Origin of the sequence: Nostoc sp. DedQUE02 (assembly GCF_034531035.1) — a bacterium.
Taxonomy (GTDB): domain Bacteria; phylum Cyanobacteriota; class Cyanobacteriia; order Cyanobacteriales; family Nostocaceae; genus Nostoc.
This window is the reverse complement of the sequence record NZ_JAVRBY020000022.1, coordinates 23,304-45,148: the sequence shown is the minus strand read 5'-3', so window position 1 is coordinate 45,148 and position 21,845 is coordinate 23,304. Positions and strand designations below refer to the sequence as shown.

21 protein-coding genes are annotated in these 21,845 nt (G+C 37.0%); 14 read left to right on the top strand and 7 right to left on the bottom strand.

Going from position 1 to position 21,845, the window contains the following annotated elements:
* Positions 1–19: 19 nt before the first annotated feature.
* The 8 genes from RMX98_RS18135 to RMX98_RS18100 all read left to right on the top strand — a co-directional run bounded on the left by RMX98_RS18135 (position 20) and on the right by RMX98_RS18100 (position 10,259).
* Positions 20–1,627 (top strand): condensation domain-containing protein, encoded by a 1,608-nt coding sequence (locus RMX98_RS18135; RefSeq protein ID WP_322680054.1) that lies wholly within the window; start codon positions 20–22, stop codon positions 1,625–1,627.
* Positions 1,614–2,642 carry a TauD/TfdA family dioxygenase gene (locus RMX98_RS18130; RefSeq protein ID WP_322680053.1) on the top strand — a complete coding sequence of 343 codons (1,029 nt, stop codon included), beginning with the start codon at positions 1,614–1,616 and terminating at the stop codon, positions 2,640–2,642. Before RMX98_RS18135 ends, RMX98_RS18130 begins: the two co-directional genes overlap by 14 nt.
* Before the next feature lie 19 nt (positions 2,643–2,661).
* Positions 2,662–7,011 carry an amino acid adenylation domain-containing protein gene (locus RMX98_RS18125; RefSeq protein WP_322680052.1) on the top strand — a complete coding sequence of 1,450 codons (4,350 nt, stop codon included), beginning with the start codon at positions 2,662–2,664 and terminating at the stop codon, positions 7,009–7,011.
* A gap of 48 nt (positions 7,012–7,059) precedes the next feature.
* On the top strand, positions 7,060–7,818 hold the full coding sequence (locus tag RMX98_RS18120) for a class I SAM-dependent methyltransferase (RefSeq protein WP_322680051.1): 759 nt from the start codon (positions 7,060–7,062) through the stop codon (positions 7,816–7,818).
* A gap of 59 nt (positions 7,819–7,877) precedes the next feature.
* Positions 7,878–9,332 (top strand): aspartate aminotransferase family protein, encoded by a 1,455-nt coding sequence (locus RMX98_RS18115; RefSeq protein ID WP_322680050.1) that lies wholly within the window; start codon positions 7,878–7,880, stop codon positions 9,330–9,332.
* A gap of 38 nt (positions 9,333–9,370) precedes the next feature.
* Positions 9,371–9,598 (top strand): MbtH family protein, encoded by a 228-nt coding sequence (locus RMX98_RS18110; RefSeq protein WP_322680049.1) that lies wholly within the window; start codon positions 9,371–9,373, stop codon positions 9,596–9,598.
* A gap of 95 nt (positions 9,599–9,693) precedes the next feature.
* Positions 9,694–9,900, top strand: a complete 207-nt coding sequence (locus RMX98_RS18105) for an ATP-binding cassette domain-containing protein (protein WP_409881339.1) — start codon at positions 9,694–9,696, stop codon at positions 9,898–9,900.
* A 14-nt stretch (positions 9,901–9,914) separates the two neighbouring features.
* The gene (locus RMX98_RS18100) at positions 9,915–10,259 is read left to right on the top strand and encodes an ABC transporter permease (RefSeq protein WP_322680047.1); all 345 of its coding nucleotides are present in this window, start codon (positions 9,915–9,917) and stop codon (positions 10,257–10,259) included.
* A gap of 25 nt (positions 10,260–10,284) precedes the next feature.
* Here the strand turns inward: RMX98_RS18100 and RMX98_RS18095 are convergent, their stop codons facing one another.
* The 3 genes from RMX98_RS18095 to RMX98_RS18085 all read right to left on the bottom strand — a co-directional run bounded on the left by RMX98_RS18095 (position 10,285) and on the right by RMX98_RS18085 (position 12,053).
* Entirely contained in the window at positions 10,285–11,304 is a 1,020-nt protein-coding gene (locus RMX98_RS18095; protein WP_322680046.1) for an aldo/keto reductase, read from the bottom strand.
* A 133-nt stretch (positions 11,305–11,437) separates the two neighbouring features.
* Positions 11,438–11,773, bottom strand: coding sequence for a cytochrome c6 PetJ (petJ, locus tag RMX98_RS18090; protein WP_322680045.1), 336 nt, complete (start codon positions 11,771–11,773; stop codon positions 11,438–11,440).
* Positions 11,774–11,828: 55 nt separating this feature from the next.
* The gene (locus RMX98_RS18085; protein ID WP_322680044.1) at positions 11,829–12,053 is read right to left on the bottom strand and encodes a hypothetical protein; all 225 of its coding nucleotides are present in this window, start codon (positions 12,051–12,053) and stop codon (positions 11,829–11,831) included.
* A 312-nt stretch (positions 12,054–12,365) separates the two neighbouring features.
* Here RMX98_RS18085 and RMX98_RS18080 point away from each other — a divergent pair, with 312 nt between their 5' ends.
* Complete coding sequence (locus RMX98_RS18080) at positions 12,366–13,166, top strand: histidine kinase (protein WP_322680043.1); 801 nt, start codon at positions 12,366–12,368, stop codon at positions 13,164–13,166.
* Positions 13,167–13,550: 384 nt separating this feature from the next.
* Here RMX98_RS18080 and RMX98_RS18075 read toward each other — a convergent pair whose 3' ends face one another.
* The 4 genes from RMX98_RS18075 to RMX98_RS18060 all read right to left on the bottom strand — a co-directional run bounded on the left by RMX98_RS18075 (position 13,551) and on the right by RMX98_RS18060 (position 17,111).
* Positions 13,551–13,742, bottom strand: coding sequence for a YqaE/Pmp3 family membrane protein (locus tag RMX98_RS18075; RefSeq protein WP_100898558.1), 192 nt, complete (start codon positions 13,740–13,742; stop codon positions 13,551–13,553).
* Between the two features lie 130 nt (positions 13,743–13,872).
* Positions 13,873–14,271 (bottom strand): phage holin family protein, encoded by a 399-nt coding sequence (locus tag RMX98_RS18070; RefSeq protein WP_322680042.1) that lies wholly within the window; start codon positions 14,269–14,271, stop codon positions 13,873–13,875.
* A 325-nt stretch (positions 14,272–14,596) separates the two neighbouring features.
* On the bottom strand, positions 14,597–14,938 hold the full coding sequence (locus RMX98_RS18065; protein WP_322680041.1) for a 2Fe-2S iron-sulfur cluster-binding protein: 342 nt from the start codon (positions 14,936–14,938) through the stop codon (positions 14,597–14,599).
* Between the two features lie 13 nt (positions 14,939–14,951).
* Positions 14,952–17,111, bottom strand: a complete 2,160-nt coding sequence (locus RMX98_RS18060) for a Tex family protein (RefSeq protein WP_322680040.1) — start codon at positions 17,109–17,111, stop codon at positions 14,952–14,954.
* 548 nt (positions 17,112–17,659) lie between these two features.
* Between RMX98_RS18060 and RMX98_RS18055 the strand changes: the two genes are divergently transcribed.
* The 5 genes from RMX98_RS18055 (at position 17,660) to RMX98_RS18035 (ending at position 21,833) form a co-directional block, all read left to right on the top strand.
* Positions 17,660–17,878: a hypothetical protein gene (locus RMX98_RS18055; RefSeq protein ID WP_322680039.1), complete on the top strand. Its 219-nt coding sequence runs from the start codon at positions 17,660–17,662 to the stop codon at positions 17,876–17,878.
* A gap of 1,279 nt (positions 17,879–19,157) precedes the next feature.
* The gene (locus tag RMX98_RS18050; RefSeq protein ID WP_322680038.1) at positions 19,158–19,484 is read left to right on the top strand and encodes a hypothetical protein; all 327 of its coding nucleotides are present in this window, start codon (positions 19,158–19,160) and stop codon (positions 19,482–19,484) included.
* A 177-nt stretch (positions 19,485–19,661) separates the two neighbouring features.
* Positions 19,662–20,045, top strand: a complete 384-nt coding sequence (locus RMX98_RS18045) for a small multidrug resistance protein (protein ID WP_409881595.1) — start codon at positions 19,662–19,664, stop codon at positions 20,043–20,045.
* A gap of 34 nt (positions 20,046–20,079) precedes the next feature.
* Positions 20,080–20,436, top strand: coding sequence for an EamA family transporter (locus RMX98_RS18040; RefSeq protein WP_322680036.1), 357 nt, complete (start codon positions 20,080–20,082; stop codon positions 20,434–20,436).
* Between the two features lie 92 nt (positions 20,437–20,528).
* Complete coding sequence (locus RMX98_RS18035) at positions 20,529–21,833, top strand: NAD(P)/FAD-dependent oxidoreductase (RefSeq protein ID WP_322680035.1); 1,305 nt, start codon at positions 20,529–20,531, stop codon at positions 21,831–21,833.
* Positions 21,834–21,845: the final 12 nt, after the last annotated feature.

Here is a 21,845-nt window from a genome sequence, read left to right as displayed (position 1 = left end):
GGAAAAGCAGGGAATTAAAATGAGTGACCTTTCGCAACGGATCGCTGGTCTTTCCCCAGAAAAACTTCAGCTTCTTGCACAACGCCTTCACAAGAAAAAAGAGAACGTCTTTTCACAATCGCAAATAGTTCGTCAAAGTCGAGAATCTAACTTATTTCCTCTATCTTTTGCCCAGCAGAGGTTGTGGTTTATCGACCAGTTACAGCCTGGAAACAGTGCTTACAACATCTCTCAATCTATGCGTCTTGTGGGATGGTTAAATGTAGCAGCGCTGGAGCAAAGCTTTAACGAAGTTGTGAGACGGCACGAAGTTTTAAGAACTACATTCACAGTAGTTGATGGGCAACCTTTGCAAGTTATTGCTCCAAGTTTGAGCTTCAAACTAGTAGTGATAGATTTACAAGAGCTTTCCCAAAAGCAAAGAGAGGCTGAAGTTTTGAGACTGGCGAGTGAAGAAGCTCAACAGCCTTTCGACTTAACTAAAGGGCCTTTGTTGCGAGTTACTTTAGTGCAACTTGCGGCAGCAGAATATGCATTATTGTTAACCATGCATCACATTGTCGCTGATGGCTGGGCTATAGGTGTGCTGATTCACGAAATCGCAACCTTGTACCAAGCTTTCTCTGATGGCAAAGCCTCGCCTCTTTCAGAAGTATCTATCCAATATGCAGACTTTGCTGTTTGGCAACGACAGTGGTTACAGGGAGAGCGATTAGAAACTCAACTTGCTTACTGGCAAAAGCAATTAGGCGGTAAACTTCCTGTTCTGGAACTCCGTAGCGATCGCCTACGGCGAGTTTCTCTACAAGACGCTCCGCGAACGCCTATCCAGACTTTCTCAGGAGCTAGGGAAACTCTGGTTCTACCCAAAACTTTATCTGAGAAGCTGAAGGCTCTGAATCAGCGCCAAGGTATCACACTGTTTATGATTCTGTTAGCGGCTTTCCAGACTTTGCTGCACTGGTACACCGATCAAGAAGATATTGTTGTGGGTACTGATATTGCCAATCGCAATCAAGCCGAGACTAAAGAATTGATCGGATTTTTTGTTAACCAGTTAGTATTGCGTACAGATTTATCAGGAAATCCTACTTTTGTAGAGTTATTAGAACGAGTCCGCGAAATGACTTTAGAAGCTTATGCTCACCAGGATTTACCCTTCGACAAACTGGTTGATGTTCTGAATCCAAAACGGGAGTTAAACCGCACACCGCTATTTCAAGCCAAGATTGTTTTGGAAAATACCCAAACCCCGTCTTTACAACTGCCAGGTCTAACTATCACATCTTTGAAGGTCGAAAACAAAACAGTGCAGTTTGACTTGTTGTTGGAGTTAAACGAAACGGAGCAGGGATTATTTGGTGTATGGGAATATAACACTGATTTATTCGAGCGAGGCAGCATTGTTAGATTATCGAATAATTTTGCAACACTTCTAAATAAGATTGCAACACATCCAGAAAGTAAATTAAGTGAATTAAAAATAATTTTTGATGAATTAAATAAAAAAGAGGATTTATCTAGAGAAAAGATTTATCAAAATACTATCCAACAAAAATTAACCAACGTTAAACGTAGAACGAGTAAAGAATCAGCAACCAATAATAAAAATCATGACAAAAATTAAATCTTTGGGTTCTGTAAGACGGAAAGCTGTTAATATATCCACAAAAGAGTTAATCACAACTGAATTTCTTAACTCAGATACTAACTTTCCTTTGGTGATGAAGCCTAGTGTAAAGGGAGTTAATCTACAAAATTGGGCTAAGAATAATCGAGAATATTTGAAAACTGAATTATTAAAATATGGAGCGCTCCTTTTTCGAGATTTCAAAGTTAATTCAATAGAAGAATTTGAGCAAATTATCGCAGCGATTTGTAAAGAAGCAATGGAATATCGTTATCGGGCATCTCCACGAACTCAAGTAAGTGGGAGAATTTATACTTCAACTGACTATCCTGCGGATCAAAGTATTTTTCCTCACAATGAACATGCTTACTCTCCTACATTTCCGTTGAAAATCTTCTTTTTTTGTATGAGTCCAGCAAAGGAGGGAGGAGAAACTCCAATTGGTAATTGTCGAAAAGTTTTTGAGCGGATTGATCCAACTATCCGCGATCGCTTCATTGAAAAACAAGTTATGTATATGCGTAACTTTGGTGATGGATTTGGTCTTCCTTGGCAAACTGTATTTCAAACTACAGACAAAACAAAAGTAGAAGAGTATTGCCAAAGCAATGGAATTCAGGTTGAATGGAAAGCAGGCGATCGCTTAAGAACTAGACAAGTTGGCCCAGCTATTATCAAACATCCTCAAACAGGTGAAATGGTCTGGTTTAATCACGCAACTTTTTTTCACGTTTCTACATTAGAACCAACAGTACGCGAATCGTTATTGAAAAGTTTGCCAGAAGAAGATTTACCAACTAACACATATTACGGTGATGGTTCTGCAATTGAGCCATCAGTCTTAGCTGAACTGCGAGCTGCTTATCAAGAAGAAATGGTCACTTTTTCTTGGCAGAAAGGAGATGTATTGATGTTGGATAATATGTTATCAATACATGCTCGTCAGCCATTTGTTCCTCCCAGAAGAATTTTAGTCGGAATGGCTGAACCTTATACACCACAAAGTATTTAACTAACACTGAGGTATAAATATGCAAGTAGAAAGTATCGAGGGTTTCAGACTTTCACCTCAGCAAGAGCATTTATGGTTGCTACAACAAATCGATAAAAGTTCGGCTTATCGTAGCGATTGTGCAATTTTGATTGAAGGAAATATTAATGTCAATAATTTGGAATTGGCATTGCAAGATGTTGTCAATCGCTATGAAATTCTCCGCACCAGTTTTGTTTGTCTACCTGGAATGACTATTCCGGTACAGGTAATTACAGATAGCAAGATTATTTTAGATAAAAAATCCGATATTAGTAATTTGAAACCTCAAGAACTAGAGGCGCAGATTGAGTTAATTTTTCAGAAAATTAAACAACAAAACTTTGAGCTTGAAAAAGGTTCCATTTTAAATACATATTTGGTAACTATTTCGCCAAATAAGTATTTATTGTTTATCAGTTTGCCTGCTCTTTGTGCAGATAGTGCAACCCTTAATTGTTTAGTACGGGAACTGGCTCTTTCTTACTTAGGAAAGCTGGATGAAGAATTATCTGAAGAACCACTTCAGTATGCAGACTTTTCAGAATGGCAAAATCAAATCCTAGAAGCAGAAGAAACTAAAATAGGTAGAGAATATTGGCAACAGCAAGACTACTCTACTATTGGCAGTTTTCAGCTTCCTTTTGAAAATCGTCCCTCGAACCAACAAAAATTTCAACCAAAATTAGTAGATTCAGTTATTACTCCAGAACTAGTAGCTAATATCGAAACATTGGCTCATAAGTATAATACTTCTGCCTCTAACTTTTATCTAACTTGCTGGCTAGTTTTACTTTGGCGATTGAGTGGACAATCTGAAATGAACGTCGCCAAGGAATTTAATGGCAGAAAATATGAGGAACTCAAAGGAGCATTGGGACTATTTGCTAAATATTTACCACTTCATTGTCATTTAGAAGATATTTTTAAATTTAGTCAAGTTTTACAGCAAGTGCATGAATCTGTAGAATCTATCGACAAATGGCAAGAGTGTTTTACTTGGGAACAAATATCAGAAGGAAATAATAAATCAGATATTTTGCCTTTTTTACCCGTGGGTTTTGAGTTTACAGAAGAAGATATAAAGCATTGTGCAGGTAATATCTCATTTTCTATTTCCAAACTTGATATCTGTACTGAACGTTTCAAAGTTAAACTCTCTTGTAAACGCAAGAATGGTTTTTTGAATACAGAATTTCATTATGACTCTAACCTATTTTCTGCACAAGATATTGCAGGTTTAGCAGAGCAATTTCACAAGTTAGTAGAAAGTGCAACGTATAATTCAGAAGCTAGAATCAGTGAATTAGAAATTTTAAGCGATCGCACCTTGCATCAGCTTCTATTTGAGTTCAATCAAACTCAAGCAGATTACCCACAAAATAAATGCATTCACCAACTATTTACAGAGCAAGTAGAACGTATCCCAGATAATATTGCTATCGTATTTAACAACCAGCAACTCACTTATACTGAGCTAAATGCGCGTGCAAATCAATTAGCTCATTCCTTACAAAAATTGGGGGTAGGCGCAGAAGTTTTAGTGGGGATTTGTGTGGAACGATCGCTCGAAATGCTCGTAGGTATCTTGGGTATTCTCAAAGCTGGTGGTGCTTATGTTCCCCTCGATCCGCACTATCCCCAAGAGCGTTTAGCCTTCATGCTAGAGGATACTCAAGTCTCTATATTATTGACTCAGCAGTATCTTTTGGAAAACTTACCCAAGCACGATGCACAGACAATTTGTTTAGATACAGATTGGGAAGCTATCGCACAGCAGAGTCAGGAAGAACCCGTTCCAACAGGAACTCTTGAAAACTTAGCTTATGTAATCTATACCTCTGGTTCTACAGGTAAACCTAAAGGAGTTGCGATCGCACATCGTAACTTAGTTCACTCCACAATTGCACGCATTACCTACTATCAAGAACCTATCAGCAGTTTCTTATTACTCTCATCCTTTGCTTTTGATAGTTCTATTGTAGGTATTTTCTGGACACTTTGTTGTGGCGGAACTCTACATTTACCAGAAGAAAGTGTACAAAAGGAAGTATCTAAAATCGTAGAGTTAATTTATCAAAATGGAGTTTCCCATTTATTAAGTCTTCCTTCTCTATATGCTCTCATATTGCAACAAGCAAAACTAGAACAGTTAAATTCTCTGCGTGCTGTCATAGTTGCAGGTGAAGCTTGTCTACCAGAATTGGTACAACTTCACTTTCAATTACAGCCAGAAACATCTCTATTTAACGAGTACGGCCCCACAGAAGCAACTGTTTGGAGTAGTGTATACCATTGTCATTCTCTAGAAACCGGAACGCAAATATCCATTGGTTGTCCCATAGCCAATACAAAAATATACATACTAGACTCTCACTTACATCCGGTTCCTGTTGGTGTTCCTGGCGAAATTTATATTAGCGGTGAAGGTTTAGCTAGAGGTTATTTAAATCAGCCTGCAATTACATCTGAGAAATTCATTCCCCATCCCTTCAGCCAACAACCAGGAATTCGTCTGTATAAAACTGGTGATTTAGCGCGATATCTTAGTAATGGCAATATTGACTTTTTAGGACGCATTGACAACCAAGTAAAGATTCGCGGTTTCCGTATAGAATTAGGTGAGATTGAAGCATTACTAAATCAACATCCAGGAGTGCAAGAAATAGTAGTTATTGCACGTGAAGACATACCAGGAAACAAACGCTTAGTTGCTTATGTAGTTCCCCTGTCAAAATCAGCTACTACAGTTAATGAACTCCGCAATTTTGCCAAAGATAAACTACCAGAATTCATGGTTCCATCCGCTATCGTACTACTAAAAGAATTACCTCTAAGCCCCAATGGTAAAGTCGATAGAAAGACGTTACCCGCACCAGAGCAAGTCAGATCAGATTTAATAGGAGAATTTGTTCCTCCTCGCACCCCTGTAGAGGAAATGCTAACTCAAATCTGGTCAGAGGTTTTAAAAGTTGAGAAAGTTGGTATTTACGACAACTTCTTTGAATTGGGTGGACATTCTTTATTAACTACTCAACTTCTAGCCAAAGTTAAAGCAACTTTTAACTTGGATATATCTTTACGCAGTTTGTTAGAAAAACCTACAGTAGAGGGGTTATCAGAAAATATTGATCGAGTTTGTCAAACAGAAGTTAATTATCCAACTTTGGATATCAAAACTGAAACTATTTTAGATGAGACAATTTCTTCTAAAACTGTTGGTAAGTTTATCTCTGAACCCAATGCTATTTTACTGACTGGAGCTACAGGCTTTTTAGGAGCATTTTTACTAGCTGAACTTTTGCAACAAACCAAAGCAGATATTTATTGCTTAGTACGTTATCAAAATTTTGAATATAGCAATAACAAGCTGCAAAATACCCTAGAATCTTATGGAATCTGGAACGAAATTTGGAGTTCTCGAATTATTCCCATTATCGGCGATTTATCAAAGCCTCTTTTGGGTTTGGAAACTGAAAGATTTCAACAATTAGCATCTACAATTGATGTCATTTACCATAATGGTGCTTGGGTACATCATATTTATCCCTATTCAATTCTAAAACCTGCCAACGTACTGGGTACACAAGAAATTCTCAGATTAGCTAGTCAAACTAAAACCAAACCAGTACATTTTATTTCTAGTTCTGGTGTTGTTTCCTCACAAGTTGAATCGGGAGTTAAAATAGTACGAGAACAGGATAGACTGAATGAGAAGGAATTTCCCAGCAATGGATATTGTCAAACTAAATGGGTAGCTGAAAAGTTAGTACAAACTGCGGCTGAAAGAGGAATTCCTATCTCTATTTACAGACCATCACGTATATCGGGGCATAGCCAAACAGGAGTTTTTAATAGTAATGACTTTTTGTACAAATTGATAATAGGTTGTGTACAATTAGGAAGTGCGCCAGATATAGACATCAAAGAGAATATAGTCCCTGTAGATTATGTCAGCAAGGCAATAGTTCATTTATCAAAACAGGAAGAATCTCTCGGTAAAACCTTCCATTTAGTTCATCCCCAAACTCTTCACTCAAATACACTCATCGAGCATATTCGCTCATGGGGTTATTCAATTGAGCAAAATTCTTATGAGCAGTGGCGAGAGAAGTTAGTTAATGTTTCTCAAGGTTCATTAGAACATCCTTTATATTCATTAGTGCCATTTTTTCCAGCAAGACAAGCTCAAGAAGAAAATTCCAATTCAGGATTTTTACAGCTTGATAACCAAAATGTTATCGATGGATTAGTCGAGACTTCCATTACTTGTCCTTCCTTAGACAATCAGTTACTCAGCGTTTATATTTCTTATTTAATTAGGCAGAGTTATTTAGATCGTAAAGTTTGAAGCTAAAGACTAATTAAACTTTTGCAATAGTTTCAGGAGTAATATTTCATGAACTCGACAATTCGTTATGATGATTATGATGTTCTAGCTCGCATATATAACGAAGATTGGGTATTAGGACTTTTTCAGGAAACAATACCAGTTTTAGAAAAATTGTTACTACCCCATTTAAGCAAGGGAGCGCATATTCTTGACCTTTGTTGCGGGACTGGACATTTAGCACAACAATTACTCAAACAGGATTATAAAATCACAGGAATTGATGGCTCTGAGGAAATGTTGCTTTATGCTCGTGAAAATGCACCAGAAGCAAAACTTATTCTTGGCGATGCTCGATTTTTCGATTTACCTGTTAAGTTTGATGCAGTGGTTTCAACGACTGGTTCTTTGAACTATGTTATGAAGATTGAAGAATTAGAATGTGTATTTAATAATGTTTATAATGCACTAACCGAAAATGGGATATTCTTGTGTCACTTCTTTACAGAAGAAGAATTTCAATCAAATTGGAACGGGAAACTTTCTGGTAATGTAAAAGATGATTACGCTTGGTCTACAAAAAATGTCTACAATTCAGAAAATAAAATAGGTCAAATATATTTAACTGTATTCACATTGTTAGAAAAATCTTGGCAACGTTTAGATAAAGTGATTTATGAAAAATGTTATCTCAAAGAAGAGATTCTTTATGCTCTAGAAACTGCTGGATTTGGTGAAATTAGTTGTTACGATGCACATGATGATTTAAGAATATCTCAAACTCCTGGTAGTACTTATTTTCTTTGCTACAAGCCTGTGCATATTTAAGAAATCTAAAATTGCAGCCAAATAAGAGATTTTAATTATTAACTTAAAAGAAAAAAGTTATGAATGCACAACCAGTTACATTACCTCAAAATTCAGACAATTTAGCTAAGTTGCTAGCTAAAGCTGGACTTACTCAGCAGCAACAAGAGTACTTAAAATATTTTATCAATCGTTACAGCGATCGCACCAAAACATCCAAACAGATTTCTCAAACTTCACGTTTATTTTTATCTGATGATAAAAATTTAGGAGAGTTTAATTTACTCTTTAAAGAAATGTATTATCCCATTGTTGCTAATCGCTCTTTGGGTTCCAAAATATGGGATGTAGATGGTAATGAATATGTAGATGTAATGATGGGTTTGGGAATTAATCTTTTTGGTCATAATCCATCTTTTATTAAAGAGGCTTTAATTACTCAAATGGATAAAGGAATCCAAATTGGCCCCCAATCAGAACTTGTTGGTGAAGTGGCTGAGTTAATTTCTCAACTTACTGGAATGGAACGGGTTTGTTTTAGCAATACAGGTACAGAAGCCGTAATGACTGCTATTCGCATTGCTAGAGCCGTTACAGGACGTAATAAAATCGTGATATTTTCTGGTTCTTATCACGGGCATTTTGATGGTACTTTAGTTAAAGGTCATAATGCAGAAAATAATCAATCTGCAATACCATTAGCACCAGGAATATTACCAAATTTTGTTAATGATGTTTTGGTGTTAGATTATGCTAACCCGGAATCATTAGAAATTATCAAAACTCATCAACAAGAATTAGCAGCAGTTTTGGTAGTTCCTGTACAAACTAGTAGACCAGCTTTACAGCCAAAAGAATTTCTGTACCAGTTACGGGAATTAACACAAGCAACTGAAATTGCTTTAATTTTTGATGAAATGGTTACAGGTTTTCGCATTCATCCTGGTGGCGCACAAGCATATTTTGGCGTACAAGCAGACATCGCTACCTACGGTAAAATTGTTGGTGGAGGAATACCAATTGGAGTAATTGCTGGAAAAAGTAAATATATGGATGCAATTGATGGTGGGATATGGAACTATGGCGATGATTCCTATCCTCAAGCCAAAAAAACATTTTTTGCAGGTACTTTTTGTAAACATCCGTTAGCGATGACTGCTGCAAAAGCAGTACTCAAATATCTCCAAAGTGAAGGATTATCATTGCATCATAAATTGAATGAACGGACAACACAATTCGTGGCTGATTTGAATAATTATTTTACAGCCGAAAAACTCCCGTTAAAAATGGCGAATTTTGGTTCACTATTTGGTTCTGCATCAGTAGAACTTTCTGAGGGTAATTCTACTGCTTCAGTCACTATGAGCTTATTAAAATATCATCTACTGAATAAGGGAGTTCACCTTTTGGGTATTAGCGGTTATTTATCTACAGCCCATACAGATGAAGATATTCAATACATTATTCAAGCTGTTAAGGATAGTGTAGAACAACTCAGGTCTGGAGGTTTTCTACCTCCCCGTCCTTTTGTTTAAAATTTTAGTTGAGTAATATAAATTAATTGGAGATCAAAATGAGTCAAATTACTTCAGAAGATACAACAATTTATAAAGTTGTAGTTAATCATGAAGAACAGTATTCAATTTGGTTTGTTGATAGAGAAAATCCTCTCGGTTGGACAGATGTAGGTAAAAGTGGACTGAAATCAGAATGTCTGGAATACATTAAAGAAGTGTGGACTGATATGAGACCTTTAAGTTTGAGGAAACAAATGGAGGAAGCTGCTAATAAAAATCAGTAGTTGATCCATTAATAATTAATATTGAATTTCATATCATTTATTAAACCCTTAATCTCCTCACCGTTTGCGGTGAGGGAATTAGGAGATGGGGTACAATGACTATGGAAATCATAACTAATTATGTGGACATGATATCAAGTATACTTACTGTTAAAAATGCAGGTAAAAAAATCCAAGATCAATGGATCTGGGAAAATCTCAATTTTGAAATATTTTCTGGTGATAAAGTAGCTATATTTGGTGTTTCCGGTTCTGGTAAAAGTGTATTATTACGGGCTTTAGCTTCACAGGTACATCTTTAGCCCTAGATAGGTTTATGGAAGACCTAGCCACCCGAAAAGAGCAAATAGAGGCTTTACTCACACTCAGTGCAACTCGTTGGGAAGCGGCGCATCAAAGTATCAAAGAAGCCCTCAGAACGGGTATGATTCCTACTATTAACTCGATGATGGTGATGGGTTTAGTTAGTTTACCAGTAATGATGACTGGTCAAATTTTAGCGGGTGCTAGTCCTAGTGATGCAGTAAGATACCAAATTCTAATTATTTTTACGCAAACATCGGGAACTGCGATCGCCACCATCGGAGTTGTAATTTTAGCCTTTTTCTCTCTGTTTAATCAACGACATCAATTGACTGAAATTAGACTGAAGAAAAATTAAAATAACTTCCAAAGCACTCTGCTGGTTATCGCCGATATTCGTCGCCACAATCGCCGATAAGCTGGTACAAATCTCGTGACTGGTGAGATACTGCATTGATGCGATCGCGATCGTCAGCATCTAAACTAAAATTAAATACTTTGGCGTTATCTTCTATATGTTCAGATACACCAAGTCTGGCACCAACTATCACACCTCCTACAGTTGGCTGGTCTAATATGTAACGTACTGCTACGTTGGAGATGCTTACCTTATGCTTATTAGCAATTTCCTTCAGGATAGCCAGCAACTCTTGAAATAATTGCCAACCACCCCAAGCATCGATCATATTTTTATATTTTTTCAAACTAGCAGTAGCTAAATCAAATCCTCGCGGTTCCGGTTTCCCCAAATAGTTTTCTGATAACAAACTGCCGCACAGTGTACCGTAAGTAAAAAGTTTTATGTCATGCTGTTGACAAAACTGTACCATATTAACTTCTGGACGGCGATCAATCAGGGAAAATTGCACTTGGTTAGAAACGATTTTAATCCCGGCTTCGGTAATAATCTTCAAGTTTTCCGTATCAAAATTAGTTAAACCTAGATGCTTAATTTTACCCTCAGTCTGAAGTTCAGCCATATATTTGAGGGCATCCAAGTAATTTTTATCCTGATATTCCCACCAATGAAATTGCATCAAATCTAACGATTGTACATTCATTCTTCTCAGGGAAATATCAATATTTTCCTCGACGAGTTTTTTCGTCATTTTGCCTGGACGAGGTACCCATTTTGTAAAGGCTTGTACTTGAGATAAAGCTTCTTTACCACGAGTATCAATTAGTTGACAGCGAAACTCACCAATAAAATCTTCTGCGGGCCCATAATGATCTGCTAAATCCCAAGTGGTAAAGCCTGCATCTAAATATTGAAACATCGTCTCAATAGCAGCTTGGGGATTAATCCGTCCGTGTGCGCCGGATACTTGCCACATTCCATTTAAGATACGGCAGATGTTTAAATCGGGAGTGAATTGGAGACGGCTAGCTGCGGGTAAGTTCATTTTCAAGTTTAGGAGTGAGAAGAGTTAATGATTAGTGAGTTAACAAGCGGGTTTTTACAGCTTTCTTAATTTTATTATGAATGATTTAGGACTGCTAGAGCGAATAACTGCTAAAGTCTTAACTCCTAACTTTCTAACGCCAGTCTTTTTCAGCTTGTTCGAGAACGTAAGCAGCAACGTCTTGAATTTGCTGTTCACTGAGGCGATCTTTGTAGGCTGACATATTATTTTTACCATTGGTAACTATAGATGTAACTGCCTCTATTGAATTCATGCCATACTTTTTTAGCGCTTGCTTTTTGAGATTTTTACCTCGTCTCACTATGTTGCTGCCGTTGATATGACAACCAGCACAATTGATATTAAATATTTGTTCACCATTAACTATGTCTGCGGCACTAACAGGCATAGTAAAAGTACTGATTAATAATAAAAATGTTACTAATACTAATGTGAGTATTTTTTTCATTCAAATTCTCCAGGTTTTGACATATTGCTTATAGGTATAAGTATTAAAACCAATACTATAGAGATTCAAAGTCAGTTATAAATCCAGCAAACTTTGCACAATCTTCTTGAAAAGCTTCTGCATCACTAACATCCTCAATTTTATATGACATGATGCGCCTACCATCTGGCATTTTTTTGGAACTAATCAATTCACCTTGATATTTTTCTGCGATCGCTTTAAAATCAATACCATAAAGCTTCCAGGCATCGTCCGAACAAGTAATATTTACTTGCCACATATTTTCCTACCAATTATTAACACTAAATATTTATCATCTCACAAATAGGTAACATCCTATAAGAATCCGGTTTGATTACTGAAATCACTTGGCTTAGTAAGCAATAGGCACTCTTGCAAGAGGATTTCATCAGATTAAGATATACCGAATTTTTTTCAAAAATCAAATATGAGTCCTATATAAATCACTTCTTTGAGACTGAAATTTTCTATCTAAAGGAAGTACCTAGTCCTATCAGGCTACGCCATAATGTGGATGTAGGAACATTTCTAGAAACTTTTATCCCGATTAGTTAAATTCTCCGAGTTGAAAATGCCTAACAATATCAAACAACAAATTCAAGCCGACTTGCAACAAGCGAAAGAAACTGGACAATTAAGAACTGAGCGGATTCGAGAAATTGTCAAATCGGCAGTTTCTCAAGTATCTTCTGAGTTTAAACAAGGTTCTACTGAACTTCGTAGCCTTGTTAAAGATGCAGTTTCTGCTGTTATTGAAAACTTCCAAGAAAAAGGTAGCGAACTCAAAGATGAAGTTACAGCTTCTATTGAAGGAGCGCTGGAAGGAATTAATAGTCAAAGACACGAAAACATTGCTAAAACTCAGACAGATATCAAGCGGCTACAGGCTCAACTGGATGGTGAAGAAGAACAACTCCAGCAAGAAGTTGATGTAATTTTGGCAGAGATTGAAGAGGCGGGTAAGGAAAAACCTGCTAGCACCAAAACGGCTATTGATTCTGCTGTCAATGCTATTAAAGATAGTGAAGAAGTAGGATTGTTGAAGAAGCGTTACGCGCAACTACAAGCACAGCTAGCCATTGTCCGAGCTAACTTAGCTGCACGCTATGGCGGACGTAATATGGAAGTTCAAGATTATCTAGACGAGGCGAAACATTGGTATAATAAAGCTCGTCCCCAAGCAGAGTCTATGGCTGTACAGGTAGAACAAAAGCGATCGCAGTTAGAAGATCAACTGGGACAAGCTGGTACATCTCTAGCAAGAAAAGAGCGCCAAATCAAACAAACTTTGAGGGAGTTACTTCTAACAGCAGCTGACTTATTCAAAGATAAGGAACCTGCTAATAAAGAGCGGGATACTATTCATAAATAGACTAGACTGCTCTTTCACAGAAACCCTGATACATATATAATTTTCGTAGGGACACGGCATTGCTGTGTCCCTACTAACGTATTTGGATAATTATTCAAGACTCACTTTTCGTAGGGTACATTATGCCAAAGGCGAATGCATCACTTGATAAGCTGAAAAAACCTAAATTGGATAATTTTTTAACTATTGTTATGGCGTTTATTGACATCATGAGGTAGAATTTTGAACTCTCTTTTTTTAGGAGAGAGGCTTTAAATTTTTCCCCCTTCCCGCTTCGGGAAGGGGGTTAGGTCTAATAATACCAATGATAGAAACAAAAATGGTGCGTTATGACTTTAGCCATAACGCACCATATTTAAGATTCCCTACAATTCATCTTGCGTATTAGTAGATATTTCCTTCTCTATTCAGTTGCTCATCATGCTTGGCAATAACCCAAATTGCATGAATACTACCGGGTAGCCAACCTAGAACTGTGAGCAAGATGTTAATAAACAAGGTTGGGCCAATTCCAACTGTCAGGAAAACGCCTAAAGGAGGCACTAACAAACCTAGAAGAAAACGAACTAATTTCATGATTTTGCCGTATTTTTGTGATTTTCTTTAATTACATTCTGGTGAAGATACCAAATTAGGAAATCCACCTTCGGACATTTTATTTGGAGTAGAGATATGATCAAAGTGGTATTTCTACTCCGTATAATACTTATCTAGAAGGTAATTCACCTTGGGGTTTTACATCACTGCTGCCGGTTAAAAGGTTTCTTTCAACAAAGTAGTTGTTAATGAAGGTGTTAGCAAAAGTTAGAATCACTGGCCCAAGAAGGAAACCAATAATTCCGCGAACTGCAAACCCAGGAACTAGCACTGCTGCTAACCAGAAACACAAACCATTGACAACGAGCGAAAAAGCTCCAAATGATAGAAAGTTAAGTGGGAGAGAAAGAGTAGACAAAATTGGTTTAACTGAACCGTTAATTAAACCAATTACTAAAGCGGCAATTATAGCTGCGGGAAAGTTAGCAATATTAACGCCTGGAACAACTAAATCAACAATCAACAGGCTCAAAGCTGTAGCTAGGGCGGTTAATAATGGTGTTAACATTTTTCTTACCTAATCACTAAAGATTTTTTGTAACTTCTGATCTCATCTTCAGCTATGTGCTAGGCTTTAACCTCTCTTGTAAGATAGAATTTACTTCTACCGTTAGGCCGATCATGGAGAAAAATATATCGGTTCTCATATAGATGCAATATTATATTGTATGGACGCATAGTTATGCGCCCATAGTATGTTCAACCAACTGTAAAACTTACAAGTGCTGCGTAGGCGTAGCCCGTCGTAGACATCGCTTCTTTTCAAAAGTGCGTTAAACAAATTTAACGCAACCTCCAAATTTAAGATTAATTTAATCTCATAAAGCAAAAAATCACTCAGCTTTTCCCGACTCAGGCTTATAGTAAAGTGCTGATTTATATAAGACTTGTTCTTGATGGGTTTCTAAAGTGCAATCAGACAAAGGGTAAGTTACACAAGTAACGACATAACCAGCTTGTATTTCACTTGCACGCAGAAATTTTTGCTCGCTTTGATCGATTTCACCACTAATAAGTTTAGCAATACAGGCAGAACATTCGCCTTGTTTGCACCCAGATGGTAGGCGGATACCAGCATCTTCCGCCATATCGAGAATATATTGATCGTCTGGTACTGGAATGGTGCGATCTAATCCAAGTGTAGGATTGATAAATCGAACTTGATAAACTGCCATCTACTGTTTCTAATTATTGTTTAACTGCTTTCATCGACAAACTAATCCGTTTGAGTTTCTCGTTGATTTCTAACACCTGAACTTTCACTACTTGTCCAACTTTGACAATTTTGTTGGGATCATCTACAAATCTATCAGCAAGTTGGGATATATGCACCAAGCCATCTTGATGTACGCCGATATCTACAAAAGCGCCGAAGTTGGCGACGTTCGTCACGATTCCCTCTAGTTCCATTCCCACCTTTAAATCCGTGATTTCCTTAATTCCTTCTCTGAAGGTGGCATATTTAAACTCAGCACGAGGATCTCTACCTGGTTTTTCTAGTTCGCTGAGAATGTCGCGTAGTGTGGGTTCGCCGACGCTATCGGTAACGTATTTCTTCAGGTTGGTCTTTTTGAGTTTTTCGGCAATTTGTGTTACCTGATTTAATGGCACATTTAGATCGGATGCGATCGCTTCTACTACAGAATAACTCTCTGGATGCACTGCTGTATTATCCAAAGGGTTATCACCGCCGCGAATCCGCAGAAAACCTGCTGCTTGTTCAAAGGCTTTCGGCCCCAACTTCGGAACTTTCAACAGTTGTCGGCGATTTTTAAAGGCTCCATACTGGTTGCGATAGGCAACAATATTATTGGCAACTGTTGCCGTAATCCCAGAGACGGATGTCAGAAGTTCTTTGGATGCGGTGTTTAAGTCTACGCCGACGTAGTTCACGCAGCTTTCTACAGTCTCATCCAATTTCTTTTTCAACAACTTCTGATCGACATCGTGCTGATATTGTCCCACACCAATGGATTTAGGATCGATTTTCACCAGTTCCGCCAAAGGGTCTTGCAAACGGCGACCGATGCTTATGGCACCACGCACGGTAATATCTAAATTGGGAAACTCTTCTAGCGCTACAGTACTTGCAGAATATATAGATGCGCCAGACTCATTCACCATCACCTTAACTGGTTTGCGTTCTATGGTTTCTAAAATTTGCGTGACAAATTCTTCTGTCTCGCGGGATGCTGTACCGTTACCGATGGCGATTAACTCAATTTTGTACTTTTCAATTAGATTTTTGACAGTTTGTGCAGCTTTGAGTCGTTGTTCAGCCGCTTGATGGGGAAATACCGCTTGATATTCCAAAAATTTCCCTGTTTGGTCGAGGACTGCAACCTTACACCCAGTTCTAAATCCAGGGTCTATTGCCAGTGTTGGTTTCATGCCTGCCGGTGCAGACAGCAGCAACTCTCGCAGATTAGTTTCAAATGTCTTGATTGATTCTATGTCTGCATAGATTTTCTTCTCAGAAATTACCTCTCCCATAAGAGATACTTTCATCAAACGGTTGAATGCATCCTTCAACATCGCCTGATAAAAATCCCGAATTGCCCGAACTTTGGTTTTAATTTCTTTCGACTCAAGATAGTAAAGTAGCGTATCCTCATCAAAAGCAATTTCAAAGCTTAATACTTTCTCCGTTTCACCCCGACACAACGCCAGCATATTGTGGGGTGCAATATTTTTGACCTTAATTTGATAGTTACGGTACATCTCAAATTTAGTTGTACCTTCAGGATAATCATCTTTGATCCGGGAGACAAATACCCCTTCTTCTAGAAGATAATCGCGGATATATGCACGTAATTCCGCTTTTTCAGCTACTTCTTCCGCTAAAATGTCAGCAGCACCTTTGAGCGCTTCGTCTGCTGTTTTTACTCCTTTGGTTTCAGAAATATACTTAGCCGCTTCTTCTTCCAGTGAAGCCGTTGCAGGATTTTTGATATTTAACGACTTGATAAATTCTGCTAGTGGTTCGAGTCCTTTTTCTCTGGCGATGGTAGCGCGGGTGCGTCGCTTTGGTCGATAGGGTAGATATAAATCCTCAAGTTCGGTTTTTTGTAAGCAGGATGAAATTTTGGCTTTGAGTTCATCTGTAAGTTTACCTTGTTGAGCGATCGCACTTAAAATCACCGATTTTCGTTCTTCCAGTTCTGTTAAATAAGTATATCGATCAGCCAGTTCACGTAGTTGCACTTCATTCATCTCATCGGTGCGCTCTTTACGGTAACGTGCAATAAAGGGAATTGTTGCACCCTCCGCCAATAGTTCCAGCGCGTTTTGCACCTGATGGGATTTAAGATTTATTTCAGTTGCCAGTAGTTGAGGAATGTTCAGCATTAGGTGTCTAAAATGAAAAAATGAAAACGCTACTTCTAAAGGTAATATGTTAGATCCTTATCCTGGCGCAACGCCAAAGTTTTAAGCCAATTTACTTTATAATTGCTCACAAGAGTGCTATTGGCGAAATAAACAAAACCTACCTACGCAAGTTTTAAACCTTTTCAATCTGCGTATCTGACTAAAATTTTGTATAGCATAGAACATTATTACTGGGTTGGAGAGCAGCAATATAAGCAAGCATCACCAGAAATAAATGTGTGTTTTTACACATAAAAAGAAGCTCTGTCTAGGGTTTTGTAACCTACTCTAAAAGGTTACTACACGCACCATTGACCACATACTAGGCTTTTGAGTGCTTCATCTGTCAGAAGAATTATTCCCATTGGTGTAATATACCAGATTGCATAATCTTGATTTTTTATAATATTTATTTCGAGCGACTGTTGTGGTTAAAAGCTGATTAAAGGTAAGATCAACCACGAATTCCAAAAACAATTTCGTTTTATTTACTAAGTACAACAACTTTTAGTTCAGAGGTTAGTATAATGCCTTTGTTTTTCTTGATACCACTGTGTACGGCTTTAGTTACTGGCTACTTGTTTCAAAAGAGTACTGATGAAATTGCATATCTTGCAGGTGTATTTGCAGCTATTAGCTTGATTTTAACCTTAGTATTAGCACCTTGGCAGATTCAGTTTGGATTGTTAATTATTGTCTTTATTATTAGCAACAGACTTTTGCAGGAAAATGAGTCCAAACAATAGGCAAACAACCTAGAGCAACTGAATAATCCCAAGCATCACGAACCAATTTATTCCCAATTTAAAACTGCTGAAAATTAGAAGATAGCTAATCCAGTAATATCCTCAGAAACGAAACTCGGTAATTTTTTTAGAGAAAATTATTCCGTTTGAGTATAGTTTTGACTGCTTTAGGGTAGTTTTTAAATAGAATTTTTTTTAATCGGGCAGCTTTATCTCTCCTTTAGCCCATGAACATGATGGTCAGGTATTATTATACTTTTTCACCAGTAAGACTACGCCAACCTTTAAAAATATACTTACAAGGAATTACAGTATTAAATAAAGCTTGATGCTCGAATCATCAATAGAGTTTTACTGCTGATTTAGTATCTGAATTAACTATTAAACTAATTCTGTCGCAGATAGATAAATAAAGTCGATTCAGACTATTACTTTTCATTTATAGTTTAGTATACTTTTGTACCCAATACCAATACTTATACTGTTGTTCAAGTTTCAATTTTGCTTTCTTAAACTCTTGGCTTTGAACTTATCGAATCTAATACGAAGTCCCTACTTTTGCAAGTTTAATACCCAAAAAGTGCTTCATAAATGTACGAACTTCAAAATAAAAATTTACATAGAGGAAAGTTTTGATTTTATGAAGTTTTTGTTTAAGTATATTTTCGGTTAATGAATTTTTGATGAAGTATGACGATAAATTTGCAACACGCTTTTCTCGTGGTATTCTAGTAGGTGATTACATGTAGCAATAAATTTGGAGAGAAAACCCTAGTTAAAATTACGAAGGACAATCAAGCCAACCTAATCCTAATTAAATAGTCCAAAAACATTTCAAATCCAATGCAATCAACATCAAGTCCGATTTGATGCGCCAAGGCGATTTTGCATTAGCCAAGCTTTAGTGTAGTCAAAAACGCTATTTGGACATTCAGTAAAATTTCTCAAGAACCTGTGAAGCGCATTTATTTAAGGTAACTCATCTAGAGATGATTTACGTAACTAAGCAAACATTTGTTATTAATTTTGTTCCCATACCCAAAAAAAGCACGTACACAGATTCGATTTGAGTATAAATTTTATTAATTGGCTTACTTTGCAGGGGAGGTTAAAGATATATCTCTGAGCCTGAATAAGTCTATGGTATATGAGTAAATTAATAAACTTTGCTGGAGCAAATAGAGAACATTTATCACTCCAGCTAATTTTGATGTGCAAGTTGAGAACTTGAGAAGTTCAATAGTGTCTTCAAAGAGATTTCTACAGCAGGGTACAACAGATGAAAGTTAATCAATGGATTAATCAAAAATTCTGGCAATCCATTTTTATTAGTTTAGCTCCATCTGGCCTAGATATTGCGATCGCACTGAAAGTAGTCTTGAAGCACAATTGGCTGGCAGGAAAAATATCTCGAACTCATAGTTGGGCAAAGCCTGAATTGATTGCGCCAATTGCCAATCAAAAAACCAGTTTACTTAGGAGTATATATCACTTTAGTAAACTAATTGAGCTTGCTCTACTCCCACTCATATCCAAAGCTGCCATTCTCAAACAACCAAGCATCTGGAAGTTTCATAGTATTTACTTGTTAACTCTAGGAAATTAGCTTCAAAGTTTATTTTGAAATCAGTTCCTTTAACATAGTTTGACTAATTTTGTTGTCTATTTACTGAAGTGGAGGTCGAATTGCAGAGAAGGTGTAACCGAGATTCTGAAACGTTCAAAACAACGGACTGTTTACTGTCCGGTTTATACCTACCATCTCGATTGAGGTAAATGTACGATGAAATCTATGTCGCAAACTTCAACCTTTAAAATAATTCCCTATATCATCCTGTTTATCAGCATATTATTTAGTATTTCAGGACAATTGCTGATGAAGTACACCATGAGTCATACCACTGAGGGACTATTGACTTGGGAATTTCTGCAAAAATTAACATTAGCTGTTAGTGTTTATTGTTTGGGAATAGCAAATTGGATATTGGCTCTGCGCTCAGTAAAATTGAGTATTGCTTATCCACTAACTAGTTTGAATTATGTCGGTATACTTTTCGGTTCATACTACTTTTTCAATGAGGTAATTACACTAACTCGAATAGCAGGAGTCATCACTATTTTTATGGGTGTTCTTTTAGTAGCTATTCCACCGAAAAAGTCTATATAAATTTTTAGTAAATTACACAACAAACTATTGAAAAATGAACATTACTACTTGGCTACTTTTAATGCTTGTAGTTTTATTGGGAACAACAGCTAACTTGTCATTAAAATACGGACTTTACATTTCTAGCCCTACTAAGGGGGCAAGCGCATCTATCCTAAATCTTTTATTGTCTCGTTATTTTTTGATTTGGTTTATCTGCTATACATTTATGACTTTATTGTGGCTTTATGTATTGCGGACAATTCCTTTGAGCCAAGCATTTCCAGTTCTAGGATTAATGTATGCCCTTATACCAATTGCTTCTCACTATCTCTTAAAAGAACAGGTAGTATTTAGCCAATGGTTAGGAATTTCCATTATCATCACTGGCGTAGTTCTAGTTGTAAACTAATAGCTGCATTGGCAATAATCTAGGTTATTAATTATTAAAACAAAAGCCTCTAATGATAATTCTCAAAAACATTACTACAACAATCTAAATTTATGAATATAGGCATTGTTGGCGGAGGTATAACTGGTTTAGTATTAGCCCAACGTCTGTCACATCAAGGGCATACAGTCACTGTATTTGATAACAATAAGCAGCTTGGTGGACTTACCACCTATCATGATTATGGGTTATTTACCTGGGATCGTTTTTATCACGTTATCCTACCTTCTGATACTCACTTAATAAACTTTATCAGAGATATTGGTCTTGGAGATAAACTACGTTGGCATCGAAGTTTAACAGGTTTTTATGACAAGAAAAAGTTTTATTCCATTAGTAACACTATAGAATTTCTCCGTTTTCCTCTGTTTGGACTTATAGGTAAAATCAGATTAGCTTTTACTCTACTGTATGGTTCACGCCTTAATAACTGGCGGCGCTTAGAAAAGATTTTAGTTGAAGATTGGCTATTAAAACTCGGTGGCAAAAGCACATACGAAAAACTTTGGAAACCCTTGCTTTTATCGAAATTAGGAGATAACTATAAGCGAATATCAGCAGTTTTTATCTGGGCTTATATTAAACGACTATTTTCAGCGCGTGATTCTTCATTAAATAAAGAACAACTTGGTTATGTTTCAGGAGGTTACAAAACTGTTTTTGACCATATAGAAAAATTAATTTACGCGGCTGGAGGTCATATTCACACAGGTGTTTCGGTAGAATATATCGCACCTCATCCCGGTGGTGGAATGTGGGTAGAATATCAAGGTAAAAAAGAACATTTTGATAAAGTTATTTTTACTGGCCCAGTTAATATTCTGCAACAGGTTGCTGCTAATGAACTGGTGAAAGTTTCAGACACTGGTGAAACAGTAGAATACTTGGGTGTAATTTGTATGGTACTTATTACTCGCAAGGCTCTAGTTCCTTATTACGTAGTAAATATTGCCGATAGAAATATTCCTTTTACCGGAGTCATCGGTATGAGCAACTTAGTTTCTTTACAAGAAACCGCAGGATATCACATGACATTCTTACCAAAATATATACTTTCCACTGACCCGTTGTTAAAACAGCCAGATGATGAATTGCGCGAAGTGTTTTTTCAGGGTATACGTTTGATGTTCCCAGAACTAAAAGCAGATGACATTGTAGCAGCACACATCAATCGAGCTATTAAAGTCCAGCCATTACAAGTTTTAAATTATTCAAGTCTTGTCCCCAAAGTGAGTACAGAAAACGATGATTTTTTCGTCGTCAATACCTCACAACTGGTCAATGATAGCGTCAACAATAACGCAGTTGTGCGCCAGGTTGATGAATTTCTCAAAAAATCAACATTACTGAATTATTGAAATTTAGGTAAT